12 protein-coding genes are annotated in these 13,106 nt (G+C 56.4%); 6 read left to right on the forward strand and 6 right to left on the reverse strand.

All coding sequences use genetic code 11. The annotated features are described in order from the left end of the window. On the forward strand, positions 1-480 hold a 480-nt coding region (locus PMI26_RS06120; RefSeq protein ID WP_238540838.1), incomplete at its 5' end, for a hypothetical protein. 561 nt (positions 481-1,041) lie between these two features. On the opposite strand, the gene PMI26_RS06115 is transcribed toward PMI26_RS06120, so the two are convergent. From PMI26_RS06115 to PMI26_RS06100, 4 genes are all read right to left on the reverse strand, one after another. Further along, a complete protein-coding gene (locus tag PMI26_RS06115) occupies positions 1,042-1,845 on the reverse strand; it encodes a 2OG-Fe(II) oxygenase (protein ID WP_007978192.1) in 804 nt (267 codons plus the stop codon). 62 nt (positions 1,846-1,907) lie between these two features. Continuing rightward, positions 1,908-2,717 carry a glycosyltransferase family 2 protein gene (locus tag PMI26_RS06110; protein ID WP_007978194.1) on the reverse strand — a complete coding sequence of 270 codons (810 nt, stop codon included), beginning with the start codon at positions 2,715-2,717 and terminating at the stop codon, positions 1,908-1,910. Between the two features lie 332 nt (positions 2,718-3,049). Beyond that, on the reverse strand, positions 3,050-3,628 hold the full coding sequence (gfa, locus tag PMI26_RS06105) for an S-(hydroxymethyl)glutathione synthase (protein WP_007978196.1): 579 nt from the start codon (positions 3,626-3,628) through the stop codon (positions 3,050-3,052). 179 nt (positions 3,629-3,807) lie between these two features. Next, the gene (locus PMI26_RS06100; RefSeq protein WP_007978198.1) at positions 3,808-4,758 is read right to left on the reverse strand and encodes a LysR substrate-binding domain-containing protein; all 951 of its coding nucleotides are present in this window, start codon (positions 4,756-4,758) and stop codon (positions 3,808-3,810) included. Positions 4,759-4,887: 129 nt separating this feature from the next. On the opposite strand from PMI26_RS06100, the gene PMI26_RS06095 reads away from it, so the two are divergent. From PMI26_RS06095 to PMI26_RS06075, 5 genes are all read left to right on the forward strand, one after another. Next, complete coding sequence (locus PMI26_RS06095; RefSeq protein WP_007978200.1) at positions 4,888-6,057, forward strand: M20 aminoacylase family protein; 1,170 nt, start codon at positions 4,888-4,890, stop codon at positions 6,055-6,057. 58 nt (positions 6,058-6,115) lie between these two features. Further along, the gene (locus tag PMI26_RS06090) at positions 6,116-6,904 is read left to right on the forward strand and encodes an ABC transporter substrate-binding protein (protein ID WP_007978202.1); all 789 of its coding nucleotides are present in this window, start codon (positions 6,116-6,118) and stop codon (positions 6,902-6,904) included. A gap of 99 nt (positions 6,905-7,003) precedes the next feature. Continuing rightward, entirely contained in the window at positions 7,004-7,693 is a 690-nt protein-coding gene (locus tag PMI26_RS06085; protein ID WP_007978205.1) for an ABC transporter permease, read from the forward strand. Beyond that, entirely contained in the window at positions 7,690-8,403 is a 714-nt protein-coding gene (locus PMI26_RS06080; protein ID WP_007978207.1) for an ABC transporter permease, read from the forward strand. The genes PMI26_RS06085 and PMI26_RS06080 overlap by 4 nt, the downstream gene beginning before the upstream one ends. Before the next feature lie 20 nt (positions 8,404-8,423). Further along, on the forward strand, positions 8,424-9,191 hold the full coding sequence (locus PMI26_RS06075) for an ABC transporter ATP-binding protein (protein ID WP_007978208.1): 768 nt from the start codon (positions 8,424-8,426) through the stop codon (positions 9,189-9,191). A 403-nt stretch (positions 9,192-9,594) separates the two neighbouring features. Here the strand turns inward: PMI26_RS06075 and folD are convergent, their stop codons facing one another. After that, entirely contained in the window at positions 9,595-10,512 is a 918-nt protein-coding gene (gene folD, locus PMI26_RS06070; protein ID WP_007978210.1) for a bifunctional methylenetetrahydrofolate dehydrogenase/methenyltetrahydrofolate cyclohydrolase FolD, read from the reverse strand. 60 nt (positions 10,513-10,572) lie between these two features. Further along, a complete protein-coding gene (locus tag PMI26_RS06065) occupies positions 10,573-13,002 on the reverse strand; it encodes an FAD-dependent oxidoreductase (protein ID WP_007978213.1) in 2,430 nt (809 codons plus the stop codon). Positions 13,003-13,106: the final 104 nt, after the last annotated feature.

The raw sequence follows: 13,106 nt of genomic DNA on the forward strand, positions 1-13,106 counted from the left end.
GCACGCTCGACTGTCCGTTTCTGGCTGTGGAGTCAACCGGCTGAGCAGCGACGCTGTCTCTCGCCCCCGAACCCAATGTTAGAATCTCGTTTTGAAAAAGGAGTTTCATCTGTGGAGGCTGGAAAAAAGAGTTGCCCCTATTGCGCTGAAGTCATCATGGCTGAAGCCATTTTATGTAAACACTGCCAATCCGACCTCAGGCAAAAAATACGAATCTCGCCCGGATGGCCAATACCGTCAGAAAAGAAAATTGGCCGGGTCGGCAAGATCGTCGTCGGAATCACTGTCGCAATCACCTTGTACCTGGCAGTCGGCTTTTATGTCAGCAACACATCGCGAGACAAGCAAAGCATGCAGGCCCGTGATGCCACCGAACAATGCCGCGAGGAAGTAGAGAGCTACTCCGGCCCGGCAGTCGGAAAAAGCATCATCGCAGAGGTTTGTCGAAAGCTGGAGGACGATTTGCGCAAGGGTTTGTAACGGCATCCCGGGGGAAAACAGATAATGTAGGAGCTGTCGAAGGCTCGGGCCGCGTTCGGACGATCTTTTGATTTTGATTTTGCGATCTGGAGATTGCTGAAGATCAAGATCAAGATCAAGAGATCGCAGCCTTCGGCAGCTCCTACAGGGGAACGCATGCGCCACCCAACAACGAGGCCCCCTCGAGACACCGAACGTCAGGGGTGAGAGCCCTTGGTCACTTGGGGCTGTTCCAGGTAGCCCGCTATTGAGCGGGCTTTTTTGCCCTTGGCATCTGGCAGTCTGGATCAGACCATGCCGACAAACGACAGGATAAACAGGACGATCACGACGGCGCCAACGAGGTAGATAATATTGTTCATGACTTCACCGCTTCATTTGGGTTGAGGGAAGAAACAGGGGTGTCTAAACAGCTGACACCCACGTTAGCGTTTCCGTTCCGTTACCCTTGCAGCAGGAGCGATCCAGAGGCTTTCGGCTTGCCGGCGTGGTGCCCGACGGAGCTACTCGCGACCGAACTAAAGCCTGAAAAGCACGAACTCAATCGTCTGGCGGTATGGCTCAGTTTTTCTTCTTGATTAATTTATTCATGTAGTACTTGAGGCTGAAACGATCTTTGGGCCTTGGTTTGTAGTGGGTTTTGTTTCTTTGCGCGGGATCGATCGCCAAGGTGCCGGCGGTGTAGTAATAAAGCGCTATAGACCTGCGAGTGATGTGCTCTGGGGTCGTCAAAGGCTCCGGGTGCCCATGGTTGCTGTCTTTGTCTGTATTGAAAACGACGCAGCGATTGTAAATGGGCAAGACCTTTTTAAGGCAGGTTTTCATGTTGACATCCCAAAGTTCCAGGTTGCCTCCATACTCATCTTTCCAGTCTTCGTTCAGATAAATAATGATATTCAGCCTGCGCTCGACGTTAAGCTTCTTGTTGAGCCTGAAGTCCGAGTGCACCCCCAGGAAACCGCCGCTTTTCGTTTCATGCAAGCCACCACCGGTAAAGTAGGGGTCAGGTATCAAGCCTTCGATGCCGGTTAACTTCTCAAGAAACTGCAGCATGGGTGCCGAGTTGAAAGCATTGAAAACAGTCTTTAAAAACGGAGAGCATTCGTTGGGGCTGATTTGACGCTTTCGTTGCCCTTTATAGCCGCGCTCGTAGAGCATTTCGTTGTTGGTTGGCTCGACCGGGAAGTTCGAGCAAATGCTTGCAATCAGGTCTTCGTGCAAGAAGTTGTCGATGACGATGTGCGGAAATGGCGTGGCCTGCACATATTGGCCAGTCAATGACTCACCAAAGGCGCTGGCGTCGTTCTGGTCGAAATCAAGCTCCGGTGAGAGGGTGATGGGTAGTGCCTGAGTGATGACTGCCATTATTGCTCCGATAACTTGATATAACGACCTGCGGGTGACTGGCTTATGCGTGTCGGCGTAGCTTAAGCCTTGCCGTCACCCTTGTTCAGGCGCTTAAGTATATTATTGTACATTTTGGTTCGTCTATGAGTCTTTCCATAGCCGCCAGCCGCTGCAACAGTCCCCGCCTGGATATGATCGAGATAGCTGAAGATTTTACGTGGCGATAAAGTTTCAACGACATAACCAAGTTGGGTCATTCGGTCTTGAAGGGTATATCCAGGAACACGATCATCCATCGAGAAGTGCATGCCGTGCTGTTTGACGAGTTTGCAGTTCCACAATGTGAAGAAACTCTTCAAATAGACCTCTCTATAGGGTTTTGGTTCTCTGGAACGTAATCCCATGGAGGTTTTAATGCGTCTGTAGTGGTGTTTGAACAGTCGCGAACTAAAGCGCCAAAGCGTTCTCGCGGTGCCACGATTTAATTGCTCTACACACCCGACGGCTGCGACTTTTTTATTATTGATGCACTTGTTCAGTATCATCGGAAAGACATTTTTATCGAAAACGAACGTGTCGGTATGCATCAGGATCAAATAATCGGTGTCGACTCGCTCCAGCACCATGTCGAGTGCCTTGCCGTGCGCGATATGGCCTGCTTCCGGTTCGGAAACGGATCGCTCGATCAAGTTGATCCAGTCCAGTGTTCGCAAGTATTCAGTGCTTTCATCGGCCGAGTAGTTGTCAACCACCCAGATTGGGACGTTGTGGCCACCCACGTGCTGGTGCAATAACTCTAAGCATATCTTGGTGATTTCCGGTGTCTTGTAGTTCACGATGACGATGCTGAAATTATTGGGGAATTCAGTCGGGGGGCTAGTGCTGTTCATTGTTCGGGTGCTCAATGATATTGTATTTATAGGTGGGGGCGATTGAGTCCGTATCCGGTTTCGCGTATTTGCCCGCGCAATGTTTTTCGTCTGTAAAGCTCAATTTTCAAGTCGCTTTGTCATGCACTAAATTTAGATGGTTTACTCGCGCCTGAGGGAGAGCAGTGGATGCGGGCCTCATCGTATAAGGATCCTCTCTATAGGTAAATATCCACGAAATAGTTCGTTACATCGGTGGGGGCATATGAGTCCCCCGGGGGCGGGGTGACTGGATTCAATCTCAAGGTGAATCGGCGCCGCGGTCCGGACAAGAAACCGCGGCGACCGATCGATCAGGCGGCGGGCAGCAGGCCTCTCTGTTTGGCGACATGGGTCGCCAGTGCGTCCATCAGGTCCGGGGACAGGCAGTCATAGGGTTCCAGGCCGATCGAGCGCAAGCGCTCGCGGATAGCCTTCATTTGCGCTGGCGCTGTGCCGGTTTCGATGATGGAGGACACGAACGCCGCGAATCCCGGCGCCGCCCATCCACTCTGTGGCGAAAGCTCGGTGTGGACGAAGTCCAGGCCATAAAACGCATGGTCCTTGTTCTCGATGCGCCCGAAGAGATGGGCGTGACACTGCTTGCAGGCGTGGCGCTGGATGGTGGCGGCTGCATCGACAATCTCCAGTTTTTCGCCGTGGGCAATGACGCTGACCTTATCTCGAGGCACCACGGCGATGACGGCAAATATCGCGTTTTGTGGTTTCCAGCATTTGCTGCAGCCGCACGCGTGGTTATGCAGGGTTTGTGCGTCGATCCTGACTTCGACCTTGTCGGTCGCACACAGGCATTGCAGGGTGCCACCGGTGAAATTCGCGGCGGCGGGTTGGATGCCATTGTCCAGTGCGGGGTGAAGTTGCAAGGTGCTCATGCTGGCGTCTCCGTTTCAGGGGGCAGACAAAGGTGCCTGGGGCTGTGCCCCAGACCGTTGGATCAGCGGATTTTGAAAAGGACACAGTGCATCAACGAGAGACCTCCTTCGGTGCGACCGGTGGGTTACCCAGATCAAGAATAGTCTGCGATGACGCCTTGAGCGCGGCCAGGCTCACCTCACCGCAGCCGCAAGGTTTCAAACAGCGCGCGGTCTTCTTTTTTGGCCGAACGCGCATGGCGCCGAATGACCTGCAACAAGCACTCGGTGAAACAGACTGCCGGATTGCTCAGAGCGCCATCGCGGCGCGTCACGATGCTCAGCTGCCGGGGCTCGAACTGCTCGGCCAACCCCAGGGATACCACGCGCCCCAGGAATGGCGGGGCTGTGCTCACGATGGAAGGCCCCCAGGTGCACATGTCGGCCCGCTCGACCATCATCTGTAAAATGGCCAGTGAATGAGCACGCACGATTCGATTTTCGTCAATCTGCGCGCCGTGTTTCCAGAACAGTTCCTGCATCAGCCCATCGTGCCCGTCCGGCGCGTAGTTCAGGGTCCAGTTTTCTTCCAGTAACTCGTGGATCGATCGCGCATGCTGTCGGGCGTGCCCCTCGCGGACCAGCACCGAGGTCTGGTAATCGAGCAAGGTTTCGCTGGCGAATTCCTGGGTCGATTGGGTGGGATGGAGTTGGCCAATCGCGAAGTCCATGCTGCCGTCGCGCAACAGCGGTTGGGCAACGGCCATCAGGCTTTCGTACAGCTCCAGCCTGATTTGTGGCATACGCTCGCGAAATACCGACACGACTTCGGGCAGGAAGGTCAGGGCAACCCATGGGGTGATCCCGACACAGAGCCGGCCCTGGGCCTTCCCGCGCATGTGATCGAGCTCGGTCTGTGCGTGCTCCAGTTGCTTGATCACCAGCCGGGCATGAGTCAGCAGCACTTTGCCGTATTCGGTGAAGTTCAGACCGCTGGAGGTTCGGGTAAACAGCGGTAGCTGCTGGCTGGTTTCCAGTTCGCGCAACGCTTTGGTCACCGCAGCCTGGGAAATCTCCAGCGAACGAGCGGCCGCGCGGATGCTGCCGGTTTCGGCGCTGGCAATCAGCGCCTGTAATTGATGCAGTTTCATCTGCTCACCCTGGTGACAACTCATGGTTGTCATCATAACCAAACTGCGGCTCCCCAGCCCAGCGCCAGTTCCCTAAGATCGAGCCCAACAGCGCTTTCGCTGCCGCACAGCCCTCGAAGGAGAACACTCATGAATGCCGGTTTGGTCCTGCCTGGTATTGCCGCGATGCAAGATGAAATGATCGCGATACGTCACAGCATTCACGCGCACCCTGAGCTGGGTTTTGAAGAGTTCGCCACCAGTGAGCGGGTTGCCGCGTGTCTGACTCAGTGGGGCTTTGAGGTCAGCACCGGGGTGGGCAAGACCGGGGTCGTTGCCACCCTGAAAAATGGCGAGGGTCGGTCCATTGGCTTGCGCGCCGACATGGATGCATTGCCGATCCAGGAAACCTCCGGTTTGCCTTATGCCAGCCGGATAGACGGTGTCATGCATGCCTGCGGTCACGACGGTCATACCGCCATCCTGCTGGCGGCGGGTCAGTATCTGGCCCGGACACGGGCATTCAACGGCACCGTGCACCTGATTTTCCAGCCGGCGGAAGAGGGACTGGGTGGTGCCAGGAAAATGCTGGAGGACGGACTGCTCGAACGCTTTCCGTGTGACGCGATCTTCGCCATGCATAACGTGCCGGGTTATCCCGTCGGGCATCTGGGTTTTTACAGTGGACCGTTCATGGCGTCTGCCGACACGGTGAACATCAAGATCATCGGCAACGGCGGCCATGGCGCGGTGCCGCACAAAGCCGTCGACCCGGTGGTGGTTGGCGCCTCGATCGTGATGGCCCTGCAAAGCATCGTCTCGCGCAACGTCAACCCGCAGGAGATGGCGATCATCACCGTGGGCTCCCTGCATGCCGGGAGCGCCTCGAACGTCATCCCGTCCAGCGCCGACTTGAGCCTGAGCGTACGCGCCCTGACCCCCGAGGTTCGCCGTTTGCTGGAGGTCAGGATCACCGAATTGGTCAAGGGCCAGGCCGAGAGTTTCGGCGCCCGGGTCCACATCGATTACCAGCATTGCCATCCGGTGTTGATCAACGATCCCGAACAGACGGCATTTGCCCATGAAGTCGCCCGCGAGTGGCTGGGAGATGAACACCTGATCGAAGACTTGCGGCCATTCACCGCCAGCGAGGACTTTGCCTTTGTCCTGGAAAAGTGCCCCGGCAGCTATCTGGTGATCGGCAACGGCGAGGGCGAAGGCGGGTGCCTGCTGCACAACCCCGGCTATGACTTCAATGACGGCTGCCTGCCGGTAGGCGCGAGCTATTGGGTCAAGTTGGTCGAACGTTTTCTGAGTTGAGACGGCGCAGTTCCACCCGTTGTGCCGGTAAAAAATCTACGGTCTGAGAGGAATAAAAATGAACAAGATGATTGCAGCCGTTTCCCTGGTGTTCCTGACGGCCTCGAGCCTGGCGGGGGCGGCCGACTGGTCCGGCAAGGTGTTGAAGCTGGGAGTCGACCCGACGTACCCACCGCTGGAATACAAGAACCAGGATGGCACGCTGACGGGCTTCGGGGTCGACATCGCCGAAGCGTTGTGCGCCGAACTGAAAGCCCGCTGCGTCTGGGTGGAAAGCAGTTGGGACGGGATGATCCCGGCACTGCTGGCGCGCAAGTTCGATGCGGTGGCGTCTTCGATGACCATCACCCCCAAACGCCTTGAGCAGATTGCGTTTACCGACAAGGTGTCCAATGCACCGGCACGCCTGGTGGCCAAACGTGGATCGGGATTACAGCCGACCCTCGAATCGCTCAAGGGCAAGCGCATCGGTGTGGAGCAGGGCTCGACCCAGGAGTCCTATGCCAAAGCGGTTTGGGGTTCCAAGGGCGTGGACGTTCTTTCCTATCAGAATCAGGACCAGGTGTACGCCGACCTGGTAGTGGGGCGGCTTGATGCCTCGTTGCAGGGTGCCATTCAAGCCAGCTACGGCTTCCTGAAAACAACGGCGGGTCAGGACTATGAATTTGCCGGTGCCACCCTGGAGGACCCGGGCTTCTTCGGCGTCGGCGATGGCCTTGGTTTGCGCAAGGAAGATGTCGCCTTGCGCGAAGACTTGAACAAGGCCCTGGCGACCATTCTCGCCAACGGTACTTACGCGCGGATCAACGACAAGTACTTCGATTTCGACGTCTACGGCTCCCGGTAACGGCGCCCGGTAACTCGTCGTCGTGACCTTGAGCAGGGCGCTCGTTCGAGCGCTCTATTGCCCCCTTCACCTCACCCTAACAAGAACAAGGAGAGTGAGATGCTTCTGGAAGGTTTTGGCCCGCAGATCCTGCTGGGCACCCTGGCTACCGTCAAACTGGCGCTTTGTTCATTGCTGATCGCCGTCCTGGCCGGACTGATCGGCGCCAGTTCCAAGTTGTCGTCCAATCGATTGTTGCGCGCACTGGCCTCAGGGTATACGACCGTGATCCGCAGCATGCCGGACCTGGTGATCATGTTGCTGCTGTTCTTCAGCCTGCAGATGTTGCTCAACCGGCTGACCGACTGGCTGGGCATCACTCAGATAGACATCGACCCGTTTCTGGCCGGTGTCGTGACGCTGGCGTTCATTTACGGGGCCTACTTTACCGAGACGTTTCGCGGCGCCTTCCAGGCCGTCCCGGTGGGGCAGATCGAAGCGGCGAGGGCTTACGGCATGACCCGTGGGGAAACCTTTCGCAAGGTCCTCTTTCCACAAATGCTGCGTCACGCCTTGCCGGGCATCGGCAACAACTGGCAGGTGCTGATCAAGTCGACGGCCCTGGTGTCGATCATCGGCCTGACCGACGTGGTCAAGGCCACGCAGGATGCGGGCAAGGGCTCGATGCAGTTCTTTTACTTCACCCTGGTCGGCGGCCTGATTTACCTCGCCATTACCACGGTCTCCAATGGCGTGTTGCTGTGGCTTGAGCGTCGCTACTCGGTCGGCGTCAGGAAGGCTGCGCTATGACCGCGATTCTCGAAAACTACTGGCAGGCTTACCTGTGGAGTGACGGGCCACACTTTTCCGGGCTGGTGGTCACCTTGTGGCTGCTGATTCTGGCGGTGGCGATGGGCTTTTTGCTGGCGGTGCCGTTGTCGATGGCCCGCGTCAGCCGCAACCCGCTGCTGCGCCTGCCGGTCTGGTGCTACACCTACGTGTTTCGTGGCACCCCGTTGTACATCCAGCTGCTGTTCTTCTACACAGGGGTGTACAGCTTGCATGTGGTGCGGTCCCAGGACTTTCTCAACGCGTTTTTCCGTGACGGCTTCAACTGCACGGTGCTCGCGTTCGGGCTCAATACCTGCGCCTACATGACCGAGATTTTTGCCGGCGCCATCAGGGCGACCGCCCACGGTGAAGTCGAGGCCGCCAGTGCCTACGGAATGAGCCGGTTCACGCTTTATCGGCGGATCATCCTGCCGTCGGCGTTGCGCCGTGCGCTGCCATTTTTCAGCAATGAAGTGATCCTGATGCTGCATTCCACTTCGGTGGCCTTTACCGCCACCGTGCCCGATTTGCTGAAGATCGCCCGGGATGTCAACTCGGCGACCTATGCATCCTTCACTGCCTTTGGCATTGCCGGCGTGTTGTACGCCGCCTGTGCTTTTTTCCTGATCTGGCTGTTTCGACGCGGCGAACTGCATTGGCTGGCCTACCTCAAACCGCGCACGCACTGACCCCTATCGGACTTGCTCGAATGTATAAATTGATCGTTGAAGATATCCATAAAAACTACGGCAACCATGAAGTGCTGAAAGGGGTTTCGCTCAGGGCCAGGGCGGGTGATGTGATCAGCATCATCGGCTCCTCCGGGTCCGGGAAAAGTACCTTCCTGCGTTGTATCAACCATCTTGAACAACCGTCGGCCGGGCGCATTGTCGTCAACGACGAAGAGTTGCTCACCCGCAGAAACCCGAGGGGCGAGTTGTGTGTGGTTGACCCCGGGCAGTTGCGGAGCCTGCGCAGCCGGTTGTCGATGGTGTTCCAGCACTTCAATTTGTGGAGCCACATGACCGTGCTGGAAAACATCATCGAGTGCCCGATGAGCGTGCTCGGTATCAGCCGGGCGCAGGCACTGGAGCGGGCGCGTCATTACCTTGCCAAGGTGGGGCTGCCACAAAAAGTCGAGGCCCAGTACCCGGTGCATTTGTCCGGCGGCCAGCAGCAACGGGTGGCCATTGCCCGTGCGCTGGCCATGGAACCCGAGGTGATGCTGTTCGACGAACCGACCTCGGCCCTTGACCCTGAACTGGTGGGTGAGGTGCTCAAGGTCATGCAGCAACTGGCCGAAGAGGGCAGGACGATGGTGGTCGTCACCCACGAAATGGCGTTTGCCCGGCAGGTGTCGAACCACGTCATGTTTCTGCATCAGGGGCGGGTGGAGGAGTCGGGAGCGCCAGGCACGCTGCTGGAACAACCGCAAAGCGAGCGGTTGCAGCAGTTCCTGGCCGGGAGTCTCAAGTAGCTGCCCGTTAATCTGCGAAAGAAAGGCACCGCATCGCCGGTCTCATCGAACATGAGTTACTTGTACGTGGCCTGTCAATTCGGCCCTGCCTGTCGGCCATACCGTTGAAGTGATAGCACTGTGAGCACCTGCGTTCAATTGCGGGTGCTCAGGGGAGACAGACTTCACAAGGGGGATTTCTGACTGCAGTGCCGAGAGAGTATTTCGACTTTCCAGGCGTGAAGGATAATTTCGAGTACTAACGCCAGCACAGCAACCGACTGGCTGCTTTTGGCCGATTGCAGTCTGTGGCGACAGGGAGTTTTGGAAAGGAAGTTTGACAGGCATATTGATCAGCAAATTCTTGACCTGACAAGCACAGCCGGAAGCGCGCCATTGTCAGGTCAAGTCGCTGTTTATACTGTCAGTAGCGTGCAGCAGTATTACTCTCAATCGCCTCCGCAGCTGCCAGGGTGTTCTTCATCAAACAAGCAACTGTCATGGGGCCAACGCCGCCGGGAACTGGAGTCATGGCCGCTGCGATGTCCTTGGCAGAGTCGAAATCGACATCACCGACTAGAACCGATACTCCACTTTTCTCGACTCTGTTGATGCCAACGTCAATGACCACTGCACCTGGCTTTATCGCCCTTGCATCAATAAATTCCGCCCGCCCAATTGCGACCACTAGGATGTCGGCTTGGCGACATTCAGTGATGAGATCCCGCGTTCGGGAATGCACAATCGTGACCGTGCAGTTTTCTTGTAAGAGCAAATTCGCCATTGGCTTTCCGACGATGTTGGACCTGCCGACAATCACCGCTTTTTTGCCACTGAGGTCACCGATCTGATCCTTCAACATCATCAAGCATCCCAGGGGAGTGCAGGGAATCAGTTTGGCTTTCCCCTGACCTAGCAGACCCACATTGATCGGATGGAAACCGTCGACATCTTTGGCCGGGTTGATTGCCGCAATAACCTTCGACTCATCAATATGGGCGGGCAACGGGAGCTGCACCAAAATCCCATGTACATAGCGGTCATTGTTCAGCTTATCGATCAGGTTCAGCAGGTCCGCTTCGGACGTATCGCTTTCGAGTAGGTGAGGGAAGGAGTCAATCCCGGACTCAAGCGCCTTTTTCATTTTGGTTTTCACGTAAACCTGGCTAGCAGGATCGCTCCCGACTAGGACGACAGCCAGCCCCGGTGCCCTGCCGCGCTTCTCCCTGAAGGCCCTTGCACCGACTGCAACATTCTTGCGCAAGATTTCGGCAAACGCCTTCCCATCGATTATGGAGGCCTCTGCATTGGGCGCGTTATCCAAAGGTTGTGTATTGGTCATTTCGTCCTACCCATTAGCGGTCAGAAAGCTGCCTCCACGTTCTTGAAGGCAGTTGCATAATCAAGATTTCAGGCGTTCGCCTTTCGGGTCGTAAAGGCATCCACGAATGACTTTCGCGGAGCATTCTTCACCCAGAATTGTGATGGTGAGTTCAGTATCCAGGGATGCAAGTTCGCGCTTGATGAAGCCCATGGCCAAACTCTTATTAACGCGATAACCATAGGCTCCGGATGTGGTAAGCCCTACCAGTTTCCCTTGATGGAAAATGGGCTCGCTACCCAATGCATCAGCTGGGCCCGCTTGAACTTCCATCAGCACGAGACGGTGGGGGCTCGGCTTCTCTTTTTCCGCCAGCACTGCCGCACGCCCTTCAAAATCACTTTTATCGGTCTTGATGAAGTAGCTCATGTTGGCAGCCAGCGCCGAGTACTCTGTTGTCAGCTCGCGGCCCCAGATTTGATAGCCCTTTTCGATACGCATCGAGTCCATGGCCCGCAGCCCGAAGTCGACGATTCCATGTGCTTCTCCCGCCCAGACGAGGGCTTCGTATAGAGCTTGCTGATGTTGGAGTGGGTGGTGAAGTTCCCACCCCAGTTCGCCGACAAAGTTCATCCGCAATGCTCGAACGGGAGCGCCGACAACCTGGATCTCCTGGCCGGTAAACCATGGGAACGCCTCATTGCTCAGATCGGCGTCGGTGAGTTTTGCCAGTACTTCTCGTGCTCTAGGGCCTGCCAGGATTAGCGTGCCCCAATCCCTAGTGATGTTCGCGATGGAGATATCTGCGTACTTTGTTGCCCGTTGCCGCAGCCAATCTTCAATTAGCAGCTCACAAGCCGCCGGGCACATCAGGTAAAATGCGCCGCTTTCCAGCAGCGTCATGGAGAACTCCCACGCCACGCTACCTGATGGGGTGAGTACATGGGCGAGAGCTATATCCCCGCATTTGGCAGGAACCTGGTTGGGGCTGATCCGATCCAGAAATGAACGAGCATCCTTTCCAGAGATCTCGAATTTTGTGAAGGCGCTCAGATCGAGGATACCTACACGATTCTGCACGGCTTCGCATTCCGACCGGACTGCCGCATCCCAATTGCCCCGGCTGTAGCTGAAGTTTTCGACAGGGGCATTGGCAGATTGTGCAAACCAGCTGGCACGCTCCCAGCCGTAATAAGCGCCGAACACGGCATTCTTGTGCTTGAGTATTTCGTAAATCGGCGTGGTCTTCACTTCGCGACACGCCGGGCGCATCGCGTATTCGTTCGGACAGCTTAGTTGGTATTCGTTGGCGTACAGCTCAAGCGATTTGGTGACGGTGTAGGAAAGATTGGCGTAGCTACCAAAGCGTCGGGAATCCAGCTCCCAAAGTTCAACCTCGGGGTGCCCGTCGATGATCCACTGAGCAAGATAACGGCCTGCGCCGCCGCCCTGGGTAATTCCGAAACTGAACCCAGCGCAAGCGAAGTAGTTGTCGTAGCCGTGCACGGGACCGAGCAGGGGAAGGCCATCTGGGGTGTACACGATAGGCCCATTGACCACGGTCTTGATCCCACCGTCACCAATAATTCCCACCTGTTCCATCGCTGCACCGATGATGCCTTCGAGACGGTTCAGTTCTGGTTGCAGCAGTTCCTGACCGAACGTCGTTGGAACCCCATCGACTGCCCAGGCCACCGGCTCTCTCTCGTACGGGCCGAGGATCAGCCCCTTGCCCTCTTGGCGAAGGTAGTAGGAAATATCGGGATCACGAAGCAGGGGAAGGTGGTGGGCTCTGTCCATCAAGGCTGGAATATTGTCGGTGACCAGATACTGATGTTCCAGGGAACAGATGGGGAATTGATGGCCGATCATCGCAGCCACTTCATTGGCCCTGAAACCTGCGGCGTTCACGATAATGTCTGCGTGAATGACACCTTGTTCGGTAGTCACTTCCCATTTTTTGTCGGCGAGTTGAGTAATCGCGGTTACCGGATTGTGCCGAACAATGGTAGCGCCGTAACCACGTGCCAATTGCGCCATGGCATTGGTCACGCTGGTCGGATCAATATGACCGTCATACGGGTCCCAAAGCCCACCCAGCAATCCGGTGGTGTCCAGGAAGGGATGCAGTTCCTTCAGTCGCTCATTGTCGACAACTTCTACGCCACTCAAACCAGCAAGCGTAGCGAGGCCTGCGACCCGTTTGAACTCATCCAGACGTTCCTTGGTATGCGCGAGCCGGATCGAACCTGTTTGGTGGTGACCGACCGATTGATCCGTCTGTTCCGCGAGTTGTTGGTACAGCTCGATGCTGTTTTTCTGAAGCTTCATGATGTTCAGGCTGGTGCTGAACGAAGGAAGGTTGCCCGCGGCGTGCCAGGTTGATCCAGATGTCAGTTCAAGCTTCTCCACCAGCATGACATCCGTCCAGCCGGATTTGGCCAGATGGTAAAGCGTGCTCACACCAGTAATACCACCACCAATCACTAAAACTTTGGCTTCCGATTTCATCTCGGGGGGATCCTTTGACGGGTCAATTGGAGACATGATTCGCCGGGGCTCCGGGCGTCTGGATTCGATGCTAAGGCGCTTGAGATGGCACTACAAACGATGTA

It is taken from the genome of Pseudomonas sp. GM33 (assembly GCF_000282295.1).
In the GTDB taxonomy this organism is placed as follows: Bacteria; Pseudomonadota; Gammaproteobacteria; order Pseudomonadales; family Pseudomonadaceae; genus Aquipseudomonas; species Aquipseudomonas laurylsulfatiphila.